The following is an 18,008-nucleotide window of genomic DNA, read 5'->3' as shown; positions in this document are numbered from 1 at the left end:
ATCTCACCCAACTATTCTGTCGTATTTTTTATAATATTTTGGATTGAGAATGCCTTGCATAGACTTCATCTCACCCAACTATTCTGTCGTCTTCTTTTTTTAATTGGTATTAGGATAAAAGATGAAGGATAAAATATCAATATTTTACCCTTCATACTTAATTGCGATGCCATCGTGTTCCATCTCGACTGTCGATGAGGGTAACACCTTGTGCTTGTAGTTCGTCACGAATGCGATCGCTTAGAGCAAAATTTTTCGTTTTACGTGCTTCTTGTCTCTTCTGAATCAACTCCTCAATTTTTGCATCGCTTAAATCATCATTGTTGGAAGGTTCCTCCTCTACCTTGGCATCAAAACCCAGAACTTCAGCCAATTTAACCAGAGTTTGCCATTCGCTGAGTAAGTCATCAGGTGTTTTTTCCGTTTTTCCCTCATGGGTCAAAATATTTCCTTCTCGCTGTAGTTCTTTGGCTAATTCAAAAAGTACTGGCAATCCTCCTGAAAAATTAAAGTCATCATCGACTGCTTCAGTGAAACGGTCAACAAATTCAGGGAGTAGGGAGTAGTTCCCCACTCCCCAACCCAGTTGTTTACCGTATTTATAACCAAAGAGCAAACCTTCTTTAAGTGTCTCATAGCCCTTTGTTGCAGAAGCGATCGCTTCATCCGTAAAATCAATTGGTTTGCGATAGTGGGCTTGCAGGACAAACAACCGTACCGCCATTGGGTGTACTCCTTTATCTAGCAACTCCCGAATTGTGATAAAGTTACCCAAAGATTTAGACATTTTCTCTCCATCCACCTTTACCATACCGTTGTGCAGCCAGTATTTTGCCAGTGGTTTTTCTGTAACAACTTCTGACTGAGCAATTTCATTTTCATGGTGAGGGAAAATGAGGTCTGCACCACCAGTGTGGATGTCAATAGTATCACCCAAGCGATCGCGAACCATAGCTGAACATTCAATATGCCAACCCGGACGTCCTTTACCCCAGGGTGAGTCCCAAGCTGGTTCTCCTTGTTTTGCTGCTTTCCATAAGGCAAAATCAAATGGCTCTCTCTTCTTCTGATACTCTGGATCTTCCAGATTCACCCGTTCGCTAGCTCCTGCTTGCATATCTTCCAACTTGCGACCAGAGAGTTTGCCATACTCGGAAAACTGACGGACTGCGTAGTAAACATCACCATGAGAGGGGTAAGCATAACCCTTATTTTCCAACTCGTGAATCAATCGTTGAATGCCATTCATTGTGTGAGTTGCACGGGGATATTCATCAGCATCCTGAATACCGAGACGCCTCATATCCTCAAAATATGCTTGAATAAAGCGTTCTGCAACAGCTTCCATTGATGAATGTTCTTGTCTCGCTCGATTCAGAATTTTGTCATCAACATCTGTAAAATTTTGTACATAGCGGACATCGTAACCAATGAATTGCAGGTAACGACGCACTACATCCCACACAATACAAGCTCTGGCATGACCCAAGTGGCAGTAGTCATAAACCGTCACGCCGCAGTAATACATCTTAACTTTTGCAGGTTCCACCGTTTCAAACGGTTCTTGACGACGGGTGAGGGTATTGTAAACAGATAGGGTCATATCCAACTTATAGAAATACGTAATAATAGAGGTAAGCAACACCGGATGAATACCAGCATCCTTATGCTAGTCTCTTCCTGAGATTTTGCGCTACAATTAGCTATTTTGACTTCTTGAAAGCAGCGTCATGCAAGCAGTTACTTCCGAGTCGCAATCAATGGATGCACCCAAGCAAGGATTACCAGTAACCATTATTACTGGATTCCTTGGTAGTGGTAAGACAACTTTACTCAATCATATCCTGACCAATCAGCAAGGATTGAAAACCGCCGTACTAGTCAATGAGTTTGGCGAAATTGGCATCGATAACGAGTTAATTATCTCCACTGATGATAATAACAATATGGTGGAGTTAAGCAACGGTTGTATCTGCTGCACCATCAATAACGATCTCGTGGATGCCGTTTACAAAGTTTTGGAACGGCAAGACAAGATAGATTATCTGGTAGTGGAAACAACAGGGCTTGCCGATCCCTTACCAGTCGCTCTCACATTTCTTGGCACTGACTTGCGCGACCTAACGCGTCTTGATTCAATTGTCACGGTTGTAGACGCGGCAAATTACAGCTTGGATTTATTCAACTCTCAAGCTGCTTACAGTCAAATTGCCTACGGTGACGTTATTCTCATCAATAAGACAGATTTAGTGTCTGAAGAAGAATTAAAAGCACTAGAGGCAAAAATTAACCAAGTTAAAGAAGGTGCAAGAATTCTTCGCACAAAGCAGGCGCAAGTCCCGCTTCCCCTGATTCTAAGTGTTGGTCTGTTTGACACAGATAAATATTTTGATGAGGCGAAACAACACGGTCATGACCATCATGAGCATGACCATCATGCTCATGCTCATGACCACGAACATGACCACTCCGAATGTTCCGAATGCGGTCACAACCACGACCACGAACACGACCATCACCATCATTCCGATCATTTAGAAAATGATGGCTTCACCTCCCTGTCATTCCAAAGCGATAAACCTTTTTCCATTAGGAAATTTCAATATTTCTTGGATAACCAGCTTCCCACAAATGTTTTCCGTGCAAAAGGGATCATGTGGTTTGAGGAAAGCCCCAAACGACACATTTTCCACTTGTGTGGCAAACGCTTCACTTTAGATGATGATGAGTGGACCAAGAGTGAGAAGAAAAACCAGTTGGTGCTAATCGGTCAAAATCTCGATCGCGAGACTTTGCTAAAACAACTGGAAAATTGTTTGTGTTTGCCTTCTACCACTCGTGGTAAGGGTTTTGGAGTATAGCTCAGCGAGTCAAGAGTTAGAAGTGGGGCGTGGAGAATAAAAATTTTTAATCTTCACCTACCACTTCTAGCACTTTCTCTCATTGGAACTGAAACAAAACACCGTGACTTAATTGTGTTAGTTCTCAGATTGTCAAAGTTCTAATTGTTCCACTTGTTCTACTGAGAATCCAGTGATTTTTGCTACAACTTCAATTGACAATCCTTCTCTTAGCATATTAAGAGCCACTAACTGAATTCCCTCTTGAAGACCTTCAGCGCGACCTTCAGCGCGACCTTCGGCGCGACCTTTAGTTAGACCTTTTTCTTCAGCTTCGGCTTGAATTGATTGATAAATGACTGATTCTTGCATTAGATCCCTCCGCAGTAATTGCTGAATCACCTTTTCTTCTAATACTAACCCAGCTAAAATGGCCGTTGAAGCAGTTACATTGTTCTGTGTTTGTGAGTCTTCTATACTATCTATCTCCATGGCAACTTGTCTGAGTGTTTCAACGCGATCTTCACTCTGACAGAGCACTGCAAGTGGTAACAACCCAGGAGATTGCAAAAATACGCTTGCTGGTTGCTCCCAAAGACGAATTACCTGAAAGCGATGAAAAGTTTCTTCCAGTGTAAATGTTGTTTGATACACCCGTCTTGAATTAGTTCTTTTTAAGTAAATCACGACTTGTTTCATCCGCTTTTTAGGAAAGCGGCGATAAGCTCGCAATCGGTAATCAGCCATCCGGAATGGAACTCTCGGTTTTGGTCGAGTTTGAAATTCCAGATGCAGAATCAATTCATCGGATTGGAGTAGTATCAGAGCGTCAGCACGAATTGGTTCAAGAGAAAGCTCTTGTGGACTTAATTCCGTAAGAGCGCTCGGTTCTCCTAATAACCAAGTCGTAAAATCAGTAGAAAAGCTCTCAACGAGAAACTTGCAAATATTGTCAAACATTATGGGATTGTAGCAGTAAAAAGAAGAATTTTTTACTTTTATCTATCTAACTCGCTTTGTTATACCCTGACTTTTAATTCCTTCATCAGAGTTATTTATGCGCGTTATTATTCAACGAGTCAAATCTTCTCAAGTTACCATTAATAGTGAAATAATTGGCAAAATTGGGCGTGGACTGAACTTGCTTGTAGGTATTGCTGATACCGACACCGATCGCGAGATTGACTGGATGGTGCGAAAGTGTTTGGAATTGCGGTTGTTTCCCGATGAGGGCGAAGTTGGAGAACGTTGGCAAAAATCCGTGCTAGAGATTAATGGCGAGTTGTTGGTGGTAAGTCAGTTTACGCTTTATGGAGATTGTCGTAAAGGTCGTCGCCCTTCCTTTGATCGTTCAGCTGCTCCTCAAATTGCAGAAGAGTTGTATAACCGTTTTATAGCTAAGTTGCGCTTAAGCGGGTTGCGGGTAGAAACAGGTAAATTCGGAGCAATGATGCAAGTCTCAATTGAAAACGACGGTCCTGTGACTTTGTTACTAGAACAAGAAGCTACTTAAGTGATTGTACGTAAAAAAGAAATCTAAGGCAGTCTCGACGAAAAAATTTTCTCCCCACTCCCAACTCCCAACTCCCCACTTCCCACTCCCTATTTTCTAGACAGTAAAGTGCTAAATGATGAGAAAATATTAAACTAACCATAACAAAACTTTAAATTCACTCATCATGGCTCAAATCCAGTTTTCTCGAGGAATTAACGAAGATGTCATTCCAGAAATACGCTTAACGCGATCGCGCACGGGGGACAGTGGGACTGCAACATTTGTTTTCACAAATCCCAAAGCTTTAGAAAGTAGCAACACTGAAGAAATCACTGGTATGTACCTAATTGACGAAGAAGGAGAACTTGTGACTCGTGAAGTCAAGGGTAAATTTGTCAACGGTAAACCCGAAGCATTAGAAGCAGTCTATCTGATGAAATCTTCAGAACAATGGGACCGCTTTATGCGGTTTATGGAGCGATATTCTCAAGAGCACGGTCTGGAATTTAGTAAATCATAGGTTCATTGTTAGTTGTTAGTTGTTAGTGGTTAGTTGTTATTATCTACTAACTACTAACCACTAACAACTAACAAACTTTCTTTATGACTCACCTTCCGCATCCAGATACTTCAAATACAAGGGTCACTTGTGCAATAATTACTGTCAGCGATACCCGTACCCCAGAAACGGATAAAAGCGGTCATCTTATTCAGGAATTACTTCGCAATGCCAACCATGATATAGAAGCTTATACGATTGTCAAAGATGAACCAGCACAAATTCAAGAGCAAGTAAACTTGCTGGGTCAGCGCCGTAATTTAAATGTTATTCTGATTAATGGTGGTACGGGTATTGCACCAAGAGACACCACCTATGATGCGGTTGAAAAGCTGTTAGAAAAAACTTTGCCCGGATTTGGAGAAATATTCCGCTTTTTAAGTTATCAAGACATCGGTTCGAGAGCGATCGCATCTCGCGCTATTGCAGGTACATATCAACAAAAACTGATTTTTTCTCTACCCGGTTCTAGTAATGCTGTGCGATTGGCTATGGAAAAGCTGATTTTACCAGAACTTGTTCATTTAGTAAAACAAATTGCTAGTGGTTAGTGGTTATTAGCTACTACTACTAACAACCAACAACCAACAACTATCCACTAACAACTAACCACTAACAAAAATAAATAACCCCCTCAAATCGAGAAGGTTATTTAACTTGTATCTAAGTTGTTGTTCAACACATCAAAATTGACCTACCGTTAGAGCGATGACTGCTAGAATTGCACTGATGATATAGAACACAGTCACAACTTGTAATTCCGACCAACCAGAAAGTTCTAGGTGATGGTGTAGTGGAGCCATTTTCAAAAGGCGCTTGCCTTTACCATCTGGACCTTTCGTAGCTTTGTAGTAGCTAACCTGCGCCATTACAGAAAGTGTTTCTACGAAGAAGATGCCACTGAGAATAAACAGTGCTACTAAGCTGTTTGCCAACAAAGCGACTGCTGCTAAAGCACCTCCTAAAGCCAAGGAACCTGTGTCTCCCATAAAAACTCGGGCTGGGTTGCGGTTGTGGACTAAGAAACCCAAACAACCACCACTTAGAGAAGCACAGAAAATCATCAATCCGGGCGAAGTTGGTGCTACCAAAGCACCTAAGGCTAATAATGCGATCGCTACTGTTCCTCCAGCCAAGCCATCAATGCCGTCAGTGAGGTTGGTAGAATTGCTTTCCGCTACAAGTACAAAACCTGCTAAAGGCCAGAAGAGAAGACCTAGAGGTATGTAAAAACCAAAAGGTAAAGCTATATTGGTAATATGAGCGGGATGAGAAACAACAAGCCACAGACAAAACGCGACGGCAAATGTCACTTGCAAAATCAGTTTCATGCGGGGAGAGATGCCTTTGTTTGACTTGCGGCGGAGAATTTGCCAATCGTCAAGCCAGCCAATCAACCCGTAGCTGAGTGTCAAAGCGGCAACAGCTAGTACTTCTGTGGCAAAGTTAGACCAGATACAAGCAGAAATCACTGCCACGGGAACAAAGAATATGCCCCCCATCGTGGGAGTCCCTGCTTTTTTCAAATGAGCTTGAGGACCATCCTCGCGGATGATTTGCCCGGTTTTCAGCGCTTGTAGCAGTGGTACCGCCCAGAAGCCAACGGCGGCTGAAGCGACAGCGCAGAATAGTAGAGGTAAGGTAAGCGACATACCTTGCCAAGGCATTCTATTTGCTATGCTGTCAAGAATTAGCGCTGATACACCCAGCCCTACACCGAGTAGGGAGACTAAACCTATACCATTAATGATACTTAACCCTTGGTTAGGAGATAACTTAGCGTCCACGGATATTTCCCTTCACTCCACACTTGCAAAGTTAAACAAAGAGGATTTGGCTATGCCAATATGTCTTAAGTTTGAATTAGCTATTCTTCATCTGGGACGACATTGTCATCGTCATCATAATCAAAATCGCTAATTCCGTCGTCAGTACTCAAAAACTCTGATATCTCTTCTTCTTCATCCGAATAGTCGGGTTCGTGAACATCTCGTGCTATGAGACGACCGTTTGTTTGCAACCAGTCTAACAGGGAGGACTCTTGCTTTAATGGAATTACAGGGGCTCGTCTGTTGCGGGGTTCCTCACGTAGTGGTGAATTTAGCATATTTACGAAGAAACTATATGGAGATGATAACTAGACACTTAGAGTCTATCACTTGATAATGCACGATTTACTTGTTAATTCAACCCCTTTTTCAGAAATCCGACAAAATTATTTCTTAAAAAGGTAAGAGTCACAGTAAATTTTCTTTTGGTAGGGTGCTATACATTGTTCATCAATATGTTTTCAATACTGATGTTTTTGAGGTGAAATTAATTATGCTAGGAAAAGCGACTCTTTTAGAAGCAATTGCTGGTAAAAATCGCGGTCTAATTGCAACTGAGCAAGAGAAACAAGCCATTTTAATTGCAATTGCAAAATTAGAAGATCTCAATCCTACACCATGTCCCGTCGAAGCTCCCAACTTGTTGGATGGCAACTGGCGACTTGTATACACCACGAGTAGAGCTTTACTCAATATTGATAATTTACCCTTATACAAGCTCGGTCAAATTTATCAGTATATACGCATACAAACTAACAGTGTTTACAACATAGCTGAAGTTTATGGCTTGCCATTACTTGAAAGCATTGTCAGTGTTGCTGCAAAATTTGAGCCTGTTTCAGGTAGAAGAATCAATGTCAAATTTGAGCGATCAATAATTGGATTACAACGTTTATTAGGTTACAGTTCCCCAGAAACTTTCATCCAACAGATAGAGGCTGGTAAAAAATTTACCGCTATAGATTTTGCTCTCAATAGCAATGAACAACAAGGTTGGTTGGATATTACCTATCTAGATAACAATTTACGGATCGGCAGGGGTAACGAGGGTAGCGTGTTCGTCTTGATAAAAGCATAAGTCTTCCCAAAATAAAGTGTTTGCGACCATTGAAAGTAAGCGATCCCAAGGACATTGTCAAGGAGGGTTTCACCCATTTTCACCTTGGGACGCAGAGATTAGCTAGTAAAATTACGGTAATCAGTGACCAGTGACCGGTGACCAGTGACCGGTGACCAGTGACTAGTGACCAGTGACCAGTGACCAGTGATGCGATTTTACCTAGTATCTCGCTATCACTGTTAAGTATCAGAAGAAATCCGCAACGCTACTTTACCTTGAGTTCGATTCCCACTGTTGTTTTTGTCCAAACGCTTTAAAAGATAGATGGCTTTAAGCTAACCCTGTGGACGAAAACCAATCAAAAAAGTTTCTTGGGCGTTGCTGCCTACTATCGAGCAGTCCGCAGCTACTTATAGACATCCACACACAACGTCTGCCGATCTGGATAAATTTTTTTTTGGTTGGTGGTTGGTGGAAATACCCAATGCCCAATGCCCAATGCCCAATGCCCACCAATGACAAATAACTTAACAAAACGCCTGTAAGCGACCTTAAACCTGTAGAGTGAAATCAATTAGCCTATTTAGATTGGCCATTGATAACTAAAAGGGAAGAAACTCATGGTTCAACGTGGTTCTAAAGTTCGTATTCTCCGCCCCGAATCCTACTGGTATCAAGATACAGGAACTGTGGCATCCATTGACCAAAGCGGTATCAAGTACCCAGTCATCGTCCGTTTTAACAACGTAAATTACTCTGGCATCAACACCAACAATTTCGCCGATGAAGAATTAATTGAGGTTGAAGCTCCTAAGGCTAAGGCGAAAAAGTAACAGCTATTTGCCAGTTGTCACTGACCCCTGGATTAAATCCAGGGGTTTTGCAGAGTTTCTATGCGATCGCCCAGAAACTCTGCTTTTAATCGCCGCAATTAAAATTGCTCTTGTCCGTTTTCCTCTCAGGATTTCTAATCCTGAGTTTCCAACATCCCGAATGTTTTTAGATGATGGAGTCATGGGGGACAAGGAGACAAAGTGGACAAGGGAGACAAGGTAGGATTTTCTCCCCCACTCTCCCTTGTCTCTGCTCTCATCAAGGCTCACCAAACAGATGCCAGAACTGCCTGAAGTTGAAACAGTCCGACGGGGTTTAAATCAATTGACCCTTAACCAAAAAATAACGGGTGGAAATGTGCTCCTTCATCGCACAATTGCTTACCCGTTTTCACCACAAGAATTTTTAACGGCAATTCAAGAGAGTGCGATCGCAATCTGGCATCGTCGCGGTAAATACCTCCTAGCCGAACTAAGCTGCTCTAGAAGAGACAAGGAGGACAAGGGGGACAAGATAGAAATTTCCTCCTTATATACCTCCTCTCCCCTTCCCCCCCTCTCCCCTTCCCCCCTTCTCCCTCCCTCTCCCTCTCCCAGTTTCCTAGGAGTCCATCTACGGATGACAGGTCAACTATTATGGCTACATCAAGATGAACCATTACACAAGCACACGAGAGTCAGATTATTTTTTCAGGGCGATCGCGAACTTCGTTTTGTGGATCAGCGCACCTTCGGTCAAATGTGGTGGGTGCCTCCAGGTAGAGCGCCAGAAAGCATCATCACTGGTTTAGCAAAATTAGCAATAGACCCCTTTTCCCCTGAATTTACTGTAGATTACCTGGCAAACAAACTCAAAAATCGTCGCCGCCCGATCAAAACTGCACTCCTCGATCAGTCAGTCGTAGCAGGACTAGGTAACATCTACGCAGATGAAGCATTATTTTCCAGTCGAATACTTCCAGAAACCTTATGTATAGATTTGCAGCGAGAGCAAATCGAACGCTTGCGCTTGTGCATCGTTCAAGTCTTAGAAACCAGTATTGAAGCAGGCGGCACAACTTTTAGTAATTTCCTAAATGTCAAAGGCGTTAACGGTAACTACGGTGGTGTTGCCTGGGTATACAACCGTACCGGAGAACCTTGCCGAGTTTGCGGCACTGCAATTCTACGTACAAGATTAGCTGGGCGTTCAAGTCATTATTGTTCCCACTGCCAAAGATAATCTTAATTTGAAAAAAGAATAGGACAGAGAATTGGGTGAAATTCAACCATAGTGAGGCTTTCTCAATCCAAAATCTAAAATCCAAACTCCAAAACAGCTTTCTCAATCCAAAATCCAAAATCTAAAATCCAAAATCGTATAAGTTATTCAAAATTCAAAATTTTAGATATTGCAGTCCAATTGCAAACAACTTACTGTATAAAAAATAAGAGTACATTTAATCAACACCATGTAACCAAAAATCTCCAACCATCTATAAATGCTGGTATTAGCAGAGAATTTCCAAATTTTGTCTGCGTACATTTGCGTTCATCTGCGGTTCAAATTTTGTCTTAACACAATAAAAACTAGGCACGGGTTAAAATCCTTAATAAAACAGTGTACAAACTCAAGAGGATTCCTCATGGCTGTCAAAAAAGGAGATATGGTTCGTGCTGTCCGCGAGAAATTGGAAAACAGTTTAGAAGCACAAGCCAGTGACACCCGCTTTCCTTCCTACTTATTTGAAACCAAAGGTGAAGTCGTCGATCTCAAAGGTGACTACGCCCTAGTGAAATTTGGGAAAGTGCCAACACCAAACATTTGGCTGCGTCTGGATCAACTTGAGGAGTTTAAATAAAGCTGTCAGCATCAGCTATCAGTAATGTACTGATAGCTGGTAACTGGTGGCTGTACATTAACCACTAGCAAAAATACTGTAATATGATTAGCAATTCCCCTTCCTTCTCAAAAATAAGTTGTTCACCCCGCGTCACCGTTATCGGTGCAGGTAAAGTTGGTAGTACCCTAGCCCAACGGATTGTAGAAAAAAATCTGGCAGATGTTGTCCTGCTAGATATTGTTTCAGGAATGCCTCAAGGATTGGCACTAGATTTGATGGAGGCAAGGGGAATTGAACTGCACAACCGCCAGATTATCGGCACAAATGACTATGCTGATAGTGCTGAGTCTGATGTTGTTGTCATCACGGCAGGTTTTCCTCGTAAACCAGGTATGACTCGAGATGACTTGTTACTGACAAATGCGAAGATTGTCGTGGAAGCAGCTAAAAAAGCACTTGTTCACTCTCCCCATGCAATATATATAGTTGTCACAAATCCCTTAGATGTGATGGCTTATTTAGTATGGCAAGCAACTGGATTGCCACGCGATCGCATTTTAGGTATGGCTGGTGTCCTAGATTCATCTCGCTTTGAAGCCTTTATTGCAATGGAGTTAGGCGTTTGTCACCAAGATGTCAAAGCGATGGTGTTGGGAAGTCATGGCGATTTAATGGTTCCCTTTCCCCGGTACTCCACCGTCAACGGCGTTCCAATTACAGAATTGTTAGACACAGATACAATTAGACGTTTGGTAGAACGAACCCGTAACGGTGGTGCCGAAATTGTCCAACTCATGCAAACAGGTGGAGCTTTTTTTGCACCAGCTTCTTCCACCTGCATCATGGTGGAATCAATACTGCTCAATCAATCGCGCTTGTTACCCGCCGCCGCATATCTTGAGGGCGAATACGGTTTAAAAGATATTTTTATTGGAGTTCCTTGTCGCTTGGGGCGTAATGGACTCGAAAGCATTGTAGAGCTAAACTTGACAGATGAAGAAATAAGTGATTTACACGCTTCCGCACAAGCTGTACGCAAACAAATTGATAGAGCACAGGAAATTTTTGCTGGTGTGAGGAGATAAAAGACATTGCCTGATTACGTATATTTCAAAAACCAAACAATGTGGAGAAAAATAGCTCCCTTTCGTTGGTAGGATAACTCAAAATTTACATTTACGTAATTAGGCAAAAACTAGCTGCTACATCAGCTGCATCTTCTTATCAATATGTCAATCAAGAAACGTAAAATATTGCTATTTACGCTGTTACTTGTAGTCGCGATCGCCCTTGGCGCAAGCCGTACCCGGCTTATCGCAGTTACCACCACAATCAGTCGCAGCAATTTTCTCCATGCAGCCCCGTCAGTTGGCAAAGACACGTTAACAATGATAACTTCACCTGACTATCCCCCTTATGAGTATTACAATACCAAGGACGGTGAAAGGAAAATTGTTGGCTTTGATATTGATATTGCTAACACAATTGCCAAAGAACTTGGATTTAAGCTTCGGGTGATCGAGTCAGATTTTAATGGTTTGATTCCTGCAGTTCAAGCAAAACGGGCTGACTTTGCCATGGCTGGGATGACGCCTACCCCAGAACGGCGAAAAAATGTTGATTTTTCTATCATCTATTACGAAGCAAAAGATACTATCGTTGCTCCTAAAGGGAGTAATTTAACCAAACCAGAAGACTTATCTAGTAAAACAGTTGGCGTTCAACTTGGAACAATCCAAGAGGAAAATGCTAAGAAAATAGCTCAAAAAGTCACCAACATAAAGTTAAAGCAACTCAACAAAGTCCCAGAAGCCATTCAGGAAATCAAATCAAAACGAATTGATGCAGCAATTATTGAGGATACTATTGCCAAAGGATTTGCTCGAGCTAATCCAGATTTAGAATATAATGTCATTCCCTCAGCAGGAGAGAACGCTGGTTCAGCTATTGCCTTCCCAAAAAATTCTCCCCTCGTAGAACCTTTTAACAAAGTTCTTCAACAAATGAAGGACAGTGGCAACTTGGAAAAAATAGCAACGAAGTGGTTTTCCCAAAACACAGCCACAGAAGCTGCTTCATCTTCAACAACACCTACAACTTCAAAGGGTTTAAATCTAGACTTTGGTAGAATCGCTCCAGATATTCCCTTTATTCTTCAAGGGATACCTATAACTTTATTGTTTACTGTATTATCTGTATTCCTGGGTTTGATTTGGGGAACAGTACTATCTCTGTTTAAGATTTCTGGCATAGAACCATTAGGCTGGTTTGCTAACGCTTATACCTCTATATTTAGAGGCACACCACTGCTGTTGCAGTTAGCATTGGTTTATTACGCCACACCCCAGCTGACTGGTTATGATATACCAGCATTGCAAGCAGGAGTGCTGACTTTTACCCTCAACTCTGGGGCTTATATGTCAGAAACCATTCGAGGCGGAATTCAAGCAGTTGATAAGGGACAGCGCGAGGCAGCAATGTCCATGGGTGTTCCTTACTGGCTGATGATGTGGGATGTTATCTTGCCTCAAGCTTTGAAAAACATTCTCCCTGCTTTGGTCAACGAAACAATAGGATTGTTGAAAGATTCTGCTTTGGTGTCAACTATTGGTGTGGTGGAAATCTTACGCAGTGCTCAAATTGTGGGTGCAAATAAGTATATTTACTTTGAACCCCTGCTATGTGCCGGGTTAATTTACTATGTTTTGGTTATGGGTTTAACTTTTAGCGCATCCGCACTTGAAAGGAGGTTGAGGCGAAGTGAGTGAAGCTGTTATTCGGACTGAATTTTTGTATAAATCTTTTGGAAAACTCGACGTACTTAAAGATATTTCCACTGAAATTTCTCAAGGTGAAGTTGTTGCTATCTTGGGTCCTTCTGGTTCGGGTAAGTCAACTTTTCTGCGCTGCTTAAATTTGTTAGAACGCCCTACTAGAGGCAGAGTATACTTCAACGAGTACGAAATTACCTTGCCAAAAGCAAATATCGCTAAAATTCGCCAACGCTTGGTGATGGTGTTTCAACACTTTAATCTTTTTCCTCACATGACGGTGCTGCAAAATGTCACCTATGCCCCAATTAAGGTGAAGGGGATGGATAAACAGGAGGCAAAAACTAAGGGGTTAGAATTACTCACTAAAGTGGGTTTGGCTGAAAAGGCAGATGTTTACCCTGCCAAACTCTCAGGGGGACAGAAACAACGGGTTGCGCTCGCCCGCGCACTGGCTATGGAACCAGAGATGATTCTGTTTGATGAACCAACTTCTGCTTTAGACCCGGAAATGGTGAAAGATGTATTAGACGTGATGAAAGCTTTGGCGAGAACAGGCATAACTATGGCTATTGTGACTCATGAAATGGGTTTTGCAAGAGAAGTTGCTAACCGGATTCTGTTCCTCGATCGGGGATGCTTGGCAGAAGATACGACTCCTAGTGAATTTTTCCAGAATCCTCAGTGCGATCGGGCTAAGCAATTTTTGGAAAAGATGCTTTAAAAGTGACCAGTGACCAGTGACCAGTGACTAGTGGTTGGTAAATCTCGGTCACAAGCTATTATATTTTCTTACTTTTTCTCCTCTTCTTTTCTGTTCACTACTCCCGAAACTATCCATGACTTTTTACATATTTTTTAGAGAATTATCACCATAACTTCATAGTCAATTGCTACACTAATATAAGCAAACATTCAGTTTGCTCCTCACACCACACCGTAGCTCTCTTGTTTGTCAATGGCAAGGGAGCTTTTTTCTACGAGTATTGAGGATTAAGTCAAGGATGACTTTCATGCCTTTATCTTGTGGGGTGGGCGTCCTCGCCTGCCCCCTATCTGTCGCCTGCCCCCTATCTGTCGCCTGCCCCCTATCTGTCGCCTGCCCCCTATCTGTCGAGCGAGACGCTCGACCCACAAGAAAAGAAAATTAACTGTATTTTTACCTTCATAAAATGTAACTACGGCAGTGGTGGGCTTTAGCCCTACCTACTATATAAAAATAAGAAAATTAATATTTCAAAATTTAACATCTATCTAAAGTAGGATAATATAGTCATAGACTTTATAACTTGGGATAAGAAACTCCCCAATCATCAAAAAGATATGATGACAGGGAAGTGTATGGATGTTGTTGTCCAACATTAGTGTTGGCATATACCGATTAACTCCTCTACTGTCTGTAGGTAGATCTTGTATAAAATAATTTTGTAATCATTCTGACATTAATTCTGGAATGGTGCATTTAAACTGTTAAAACCTTTATAACAGGTATTATGTATTGGGTAATGGTATAGCGCAGGAATTTTGTACAAGGGAGGCTAAATGGAGGAATTCGTGAAGCACTGGCGATAGATCCTCTTTTCTCCATGCCACAACCATTTCTATTTCAAATGTCTCATCTTGTAATGTTTTATAAACGACTCCTTTGCGCTGGAGGTTCTGCATGGAAGCAGGAACGATCGCAACGCCTACGCCACAGGCGACTAAGCCTAAGACTGTTTGCAACCACACGGCTTCCTGGACGATGTTTGGGGTAAAACCAGCAAGCTGGCACAGGTTTATTACCTGGCTGTAAAAACCTTGTCCCGTGTGGTGTACTGGCAAAATAAAAGACTCTCCTGCTAGTTTGTTTAACGGGACTAAACGCTCTTTTACTAAGGGATGGGTGATGGGCAAAGCCACAATAACTGGCTCTTTCAACACCGATGTATAGTTTAAATTGTCGCGGTCAAAATTTTGTGAGTGTAAAAAACCACAGTCGATTTGGTTATCGAGAAGGCTTTGAATTTGATTGTAAGAGTCCATCTCGCGTAAAACGAGTTCTACTTTTGGGAAGCGATCGCGAAATTGGGTGAGGATTTCGGGTAGAACACACTGTGTTGCAGAACTGTTGAAGCCGACAATTAAACGTCCAACTTCACCCCGGCTAACTCGTTGTGCGAGTCGGGTTGCTTGTTCGACGTGAGAAAGAATCAAGCGTGCTTCTTTTAAGAACTCAAGTCCTGCACTTGTTAATCGAAGTGGGCGCTTGCTACGCTCAAATAGTTTAACCCCCAATTCTGCTTCTAAATCACCGATTTGCTGACTCAGGGGTGGTTGGGCAATGTGAAGACGCTCGGCGGCGCGAGTAAAATTCAGTTCTTCTGCGACAGTAATGAAATATTTTAAGTGTCGAAGTTCCATGACCGAAACCAGTAAACGGTGATTGGTGAACGGAGATCGCTGATCCCCATACAGTGTGAACCATCTGACGACTATATTTATTAAGTATAATCTACCAACTAATTAAATATTGGACATATACTTTTTTTTCTCTTATGGTAAGTAACAAAGAGGTTTAACTTCTCTACTGTTTTTAAGTGAAACTTTATGTATAGAGATATCGTAGGTAACAGAGGGGTTCCATCTTCTCTGCTATTTATAAATAAAAATCCCTGTGTAGAAATGATGTACTTTCACTCAGAATTCTCATCCCCCGATTTATTAAGCCATAATGGTTACTATGGGGAATTTGGAGGCAAGTTCATTCCCGAAATTTTGCATGAAACCTTTGAAGATCTGATTGAAGTATATAAAGCGGCACGTGCAGACACTAAATTCTGGCAAGAATTTACATTTTTGTTATCTAATTACTCTTGCCGTCCTACACCCCTAACTTATGCAGAAAATTTAACAAACTATTTTGGTGGAGCCAAGATTTTTATTAAACGAGAAGATTTAAATCATACAGGAGCACATAAATTAAACAACGTTTTAGGACAAGCTTTGCTTGCCAAAAGAATGGGAAAAACAAGAGTTATTGCCGAAACAAGTGCAGGTCAGCATGGGGTAGCAACGGCAACTGTTGCGGCAAAATTTGGATTGGAATGCACAATATACATGGGGGCTATAGATGTTAAACGTCAATATCCTAACGTTTTCTGGATGCAAAGACTTGGGGCTGAAGTTGTCCCAGTATCTACAGGAAGCCAAACTTACAAAGATGCCATTAATGAGGCGTTGCGAGATTGGTCTACTTTTATGGATTCCACCTATTACGTATTTGGAACAGCTTGCGGTCCTCATCCATATCCGGAAATGGTGTCTTGGTTCCAGTCCGTCATAGGGGTGGAAGCACGGCAACAAATCTTACAACAAACTGGAAAATTACCTTCGGCTGTCTATGCTTGTATTGGTGGAGGTTCTAACGCTATTGGGATTTTCAGTGGGTTTCTTGATGACAAGAGCGTTCAGTTAATTGGTGTAGAAGCAGGTGGTAGCGGTTTGAATTCGCACAAGCATGCAGCACGTCTTGCTTCAAAAGACGCAACAGTTGGTATCGCACAGGGGTATAAAACTTATTTCTTACAAAATAATGATGGACAAATGCAAGAAACCCATTCCATTGCTGCGGGTTTAGATTACGTTGGTGTATCGCCCGTGCTAGCACATCTGTTAGAACTCGGTCGCATTCAAGTCAGTACAGCAACAGATCAAGAGGTTTTAGATACTCTCAAACTTTGCCTCACTAAAGAAGGTCTTATCCCATCTTTGGAGTCTACTCATGCTTTTGTCCAAGCATTGAAGGACGCACCTCGGCTTTCTCCAGAAGATTGTATTGTTATTAACCTGTCAGGACGCGGGGATAAAGATATTTTCACCCTGGCAAATGCTTTTGGCGATCGCTCTTGGAAAGAATTCTTAAGCAACAAAATTGAGCAATTAAGTTAATCGCAGGAAATCAAGAGATTGAAAGAGGAAATGACTCATGAAAACACTATCGCCTACCACTAATCTTACCACAACTTTAGAAAAACGTATCGTGGAGACTCGTCGGCAAAAAGACATATTGTTAATGTCTCATGTCGTTCTTGGGTATCCTTCTTTTGATAGCAATAGAGTTGCCATCAATTCACTAGTGAATGCAGGTGTTGAACTGATTGAACTACAATTTCCGTTTTCAGAACCCATAGCAGATGGACCTGTTTTGATTAAGGCAAATCAAGAAGCCGTGACAAATGGAGCAACAGTCAACGAGTGTTTTCAATTTGCCAGAGAAATTACAAAAAAACATTCTCGAACCCTGTTTTTGATCGCGACTTACTACAACATTCTGTTTAAGTATGGAGTCAAGAAGTTTATTAAGTCAGCATCCAAGATTGGTATTACTGGGATTATTATACCAGATTTGCCTCCAGAAGAAGCTACTGAATATGTAGAAATCTGTAAAAACAATGATATCGCTGCTATTTTTCTATTAACACCTAAAACACGTTATTCACGAATTCAGCAAATTGCAGGAATGACAAGCGGAATGGTTTATTGTGTTGCGCGTGCGGGAGTGACAGGCGATCGGACTCACTTCTCAGAAGATTTTGACAGTTACATACAGCGCGTTCGAGAAGCGACCAGTTTACCAATAGGGGTTGGTTTTGGAATTCAAACTAAGGAAGATATTGAATATCTGAAGGGACGTGTTGATATTGCAGTTATTGGTACACAAGCTGTGAAATTGCTAGTTGATTCGGGAGCGCAATCACTGGGCGAGTATATGAGAGGCTTGCGAAGCGAGACCATGAGTTTTATGAAGTTATGAGCG

General features: G+C 41.8%; 19 protein-coding genes. 13 read left to right on the top strand and 6 right to left on the bottom strand.

Annotated features, from left to right (window positions below):
- Window positions 1-157 precede the first annotated feature (157 nt).
- Window positions 158-1,603 carry a cysteine--tRNA ligase gene (gene cysS, locus WA1_RS35480; RefSeq protein WP_026134936.1) on the bottom strand — a complete coding sequence of 482 codons (1,446 nt, stop codon included), beginning with the start codon at window positions 1,601-1,603 and terminating at the stop codon, window positions 158-160.
- A gap of 127 nt (window positions 1,604-1,730) precedes the next feature.
- Here cysS and WA1_RS35475 point away from each other — a divergent pair, with 127 nt between their 5' ends.
- Entirely contained in the window at window positions 1,731-2,861 is a 1,131-nt protein-coding gene (locus WA1_RS35475) for a CobW family GTP-binding protein (RefSeq protein ID WP_017745887.1), read from the top strand.
- Window positions 2,862-2,993: 132 nt separating this feature from the next.
- Here WA1_RS35475 and WA1_RS35470 read toward each other — a convergent pair whose 3' ends face one another.
- Window positions 2,994-3,800, bottom strand: coding sequence for an Rpn family recombination-promoting nuclease/putative transposase (locus WA1_RS35470; RefSeq protein ID WP_017745888.1), 807 nt, complete (start codon window positions 3,798-3,800; stop codon window positions 2,994-2,996).
- Window positions 3,801-3,897: 97 nt separating this feature from the next.
- On the opposite strand from WA1_RS35470, the gene dtd reads away from it, so the two are divergent.
- From dtd to WA1_RS35455, 3 genes are all read left to right on the top strand, one after another.
- Window positions 3,898-4,353 carry a D-aminoacyl-tRNA deacylase gene (gene dtd, locus WA1_RS35465; RefSeq protein WP_017745889.1) on the top strand — a complete coding sequence of 152 codons (456 nt, stop codon included), beginning with the start codon at window positions 3,898-3,900 and terminating at the stop codon, window positions 4,351-4,353.
- A gap of 166 nt (window positions 4,354-4,519) precedes the next feature.
- Entirely contained in the window at window positions 4,520-4,855 is a 336-nt protein-coding gene (gene psb28, locus WA1_RS35460; RefSeq protein WP_017745890.1) for a photosystem II reaction center protein Psb28, read from the top strand.
- 83 nt (window positions 4,856-4,938) lie between these two features.
- Window positions 4,939-5,445 carry a MogA/MoaB family molybdenum cofactor biosynthesis protein gene (locus WA1_RS35455; RefSeq protein WP_017745891.1) on the top strand — a complete coding sequence of 169 codons (507 nt, stop codon included), beginning with the start codon at window positions 4,939-4,941 and terminating at the stop codon, window positions 5,443-5,445.
- Between the two features lie 132 nt (window positions 5,446-5,577).
- Here the strand turns inward: WA1_RS35455 and mraY are convergent, their stop codons facing one another.
- Complete coding sequence (gene mraY / locus WA1_RS35450) at window positions 5,578-6,681, bottom strand: phospho-N-acetylmuramoyl-pentapeptide-transferase (protein ID WP_017745892.1); 1,104 nt, start codon at window positions 6,679-6,681, stop codon at window positions 5,578-5,580.
- Window positions 6,682-6,761: 80 nt separating this feature from the next.
- Window positions 6,762-7,001, bottom strand: coding sequence for a DUF3134 domain-containing protein (locus WA1_RS35445; protein ID WP_017745893.1), 240 nt, complete (start codon window positions 6,999-7,001; stop codon window positions 6,762-6,764).
- Window positions 7,002-7,216: 215 nt separating this feature from the next.
- On the opposite strand from WA1_RS35445, the gene WA1_RS35440 reads away from it, so the two are divergent.
- Together WA1_RS35440 and WA1_RS35435 are read left to right on the top strand one after the other, a co-directional pair.
- Entirely contained in the window at window positions 7,217-7,801 is a 585-nt protein-coding gene (locus WA1_RS35440) for a PAP/fibrillin family protein (RefSeq protein ID WP_017745894.1), read from the top strand.
- A gap of 602 nt (window positions 7,802-8,403) precedes the next feature.
- Window positions 8,404-8,616 carry a photosystem I reaction center subunit IV gene (locus tag WA1_RS35435; RefSeq protein WP_017745895.1) on the top strand — a complete coding sequence of 71 codons (213 nt, stop codon included), beginning with the start codon at window positions 8,404-8,406 and terminating at the stop codon, window positions 8,614-8,616.
- Between the two features lie 3 nt (window positions 8,617-8,619).
- Here the strand turns inward: WA1_RS35435 and WA1_RS57485 are convergent, their stop codons facing one another.
- A complete protein-coding gene (locus WA1_RS57485; RefSeq protein WP_158516731.1) occupies window positions 8,620-8,799 on the bottom strand; it encodes a hypothetical protein in 180 nt (59 codons plus the stop codon).
- Between the two features lie 94 nt (window positions 8,800-8,893).
- Here WA1_RS57485 and WA1_RS35430 point away from each other — a divergent pair, with 94 nt between their 5' ends.
- The 5 genes from WA1_RS35430 (at window position 8,894) to WA1_RS35410 (ending at window position 13,934) form a co-directional block, all read left to right on the top strand.
- Entirely contained in the window at window positions 8,894-9,838 is a 945-nt protein-coding gene (locus tag WA1_RS35430; RefSeq protein WP_066613125.1) for a DNA-formamidopyrimidine glycosylase, read from the top strand.
- Window positions 9,839-10,241: 403 nt separating this feature from the next.
- Window positions 10,242-10,457, top strand: coding sequence for an NAD(P)H-quinone oxidoreductase subunit O (ndhO, locus tag WA1_RS35425; RefSeq protein WP_017745898.1), 216 nt, complete (start codon window positions 10,242-10,244; stop codon window positions 10,455-10,457).
- 86 nt (window positions 10,458-10,543) lie between these two features.
- Window positions 10,544-11,524, top strand: a complete 981-nt coding sequence (gene mdh, locus WA1_RS35420) for a malate dehydrogenase (protein ID WP_026134937.1) — start codon at window positions 10,544-10,546, stop codon at window positions 11,522-11,524.
- Between the two features lie 144 nt (window positions 11,525-11,668).
- Window positions 11,669-13,207 carry an ABC transporter permease subunit gene (locus tag WA1_RS35415; protein WP_017745900.1) on the top strand — a complete coding sequence of 513 codons (1,539 nt, stop codon included), beginning with the start codon at window positions 11,669-11,671 and terminating at the stop codon, window positions 13,205-13,207.
- Entirely contained in the window at window positions 13,200-13,934 is a 735-nt protein-coding gene (locus WA1_RS35410; protein WP_017745901.1) for an amino acid ABC transporter ATP-binding protein, read from the top strand. The genes WA1_RS35415 and WA1_RS35410 overlap by 8 nt, the downstream gene beginning before the upstream one ends.
- Before the next feature lie 767 nt (window positions 13,935-14,701).
- On the opposite strand, the gene WA1_RS35405 is transcribed toward WA1_RS35410, so the two are convergent.
- Window positions 14,702-15,613 carry a LysR substrate-binding domain-containing protein gene (locus WA1_RS35405; RefSeq protein ID WP_017745902.1) on the bottom strand — a complete coding sequence of 304 codons (912 nt, stop codon included), beginning with the start codon at window positions 15,611-15,613 and terminating at the stop codon, window positions 14,702-14,704.
- Between the two features lie 186 nt (window positions 15,614-15,799).
- Here WA1_RS35405 and trpB point away from each other — a divergent pair, with 186 nt between their 5' ends.
- Window positions 15,800-17,140 (top strand): tryptophan synthase subunit beta, encoded by a 1,341-nt coding sequence (trpB, locus tag WA1_RS35400; RefSeq protein ID WP_017745903.1) that lies wholly within the window; start codon window positions 15,800-15,802, stop codon window positions 17,138-17,140.
- Window positions 17,141-17,177: 37 nt separating this feature from the next.
- On the top strand, window positions 17,178-18,005 hold the full coding sequence (gene trpA, locus WA1_RS35395) for a tryptophan synthase subunit alpha (protein WP_017745904.1): 828 nt from the start codon (window positions 17,178-17,180) through the stop codon (window positions 18,003-18,005).
- Window positions 18,006-18,008: the final 3 nt, after the last annotated feature.

Origin of the sequence: Scytonema hofmannii PCC 7110, assembly GCF_000346485.2 — a bacterium.
GTDB lineage: Bacteria > Cyanobacteriota > Cyanobacteriia > Cyanobacteriales > Nostocaceae > Scytonema > Scytonema hofmannii.
This window is presented reverse-complemented; position numbering and strand designations above follow the sequence as displayed.

What these genes read in the sequence shown, in the direction of transcription:
- WA1_RS35415 (WP_017745900.1), top strand. Translation starts at nt 11,669, where the DNA reads ATGTCAATCAAGAAACGTAAAATATTGCTATTTACGCTGTTACTTGTA.
- psb28 (WP_017745890.1), top strand. Translation starts at nt 4,520, where the DNA reads ATGGCTCAAATCCAGTTTTCTCGAGGAATTAACGAAGATGTCATTCCA.
- WA1_RS35455 (WP_017745891.1), top strand. Translation starts at nt 4,939, where the DNA reads ATGACTCACCTTCCGCATCCAGATACTTCAAATACAAGGGTCACTTGT.
- WA1_RS35405 (WP_017745902.1), bottom strand. Translation starts at nt 15,613, where the DNA reads ATGGAACTTCGACACTTAAAATATTTCATTACTGTCGCAGAAGAACTG.
- WA1_RS35430 (WP_066613125.1), top strand. Translation starts at nt 8,894, where the DNA reads ATGCCAGAACTGCCTGAAGTTGAAACAGTCCGACGGGGTTTAAATCAA.
- WA1_RS35475 (WP_017745887.1), top strand. Translation starts at nt 1,731, where the DNA reads ATGCAAGCAGTTACTTCCGAGTCGCAATCAATGGATGCACCCAAGCAA.
- WA1_RS35435 (WP_017745895.1), top strand. Translation starts at nt 8,404, where the DNA reads ATGGTTCAACGTGGTTCTAAAGTTCGTATTCTCCGCCCCGAATCCTAC.
- WA1_RS57485 (WP_158516731.1), bottom strand. Translation starts at nt 8,799, where the DNA reads ATGACTCCATCATCTAAAAACATTCGGGATGTTGGAAACTCAGGATTA.
- WA1_RS35470 (WP_017745888.1), bottom strand. Translation starts at nt 3,800, where the DNA reads ATGTTTGACAATATTTGCAAGTTTCTCGTTGAGAGCTTTTCTACTGAT.
- dtd (WP_017745889.1), top strand. Translation starts at nt 3,898, where the DNA reads ATGCGCGTTATTATTCAACGAGTCAAATCTTCTCAAGTTACCATTAAT.
- WA1_RS35440 (WP_017745894.1), top strand. Translation starts at nt 7,217, where the DNA reads ATGCTAGGAAAAGCGACTCTTTTAGAAGCAATTGCTGGTAAAAATCGC.
- trpA (WP_017745904.1), top strand. Translation starts at nt 17,178, where the DNA reads ATGAAAACACTATCGCCTACCACTAATCTTACCACAACTTTAGAAAAA.
- WA1_RS35445 (WP_017745893.1), bottom strand. Translation starts at nt 7,001, where the DNA reads ATGCTAAATTCACCACTACGTGAGGAACCCCGCAACAGACGAGCCCCT.
- trpB (WP_017745903.1), top strand. Translation starts at nt 15,800, where the DNA reads ATGTATAGAGATATCGTAGGTAACAGAGGGGTTCCATCTTCTCTGCTA.
- ndhO (WP_017745898.1), top strand. Translation starts at nt 10,242, where the DNA reads ATGGCTGTCAAAAAAGGAGATATGGTTCGTGCTGTCCGCGAGAAATTG.
- cysS (WP_026134936.1), bottom strand. Translation starts at nt 1,603, where the DNA reads ATGACCCTATCTGTTTACAATACCCTCACCCGTCGTCAAGAACCGTTT.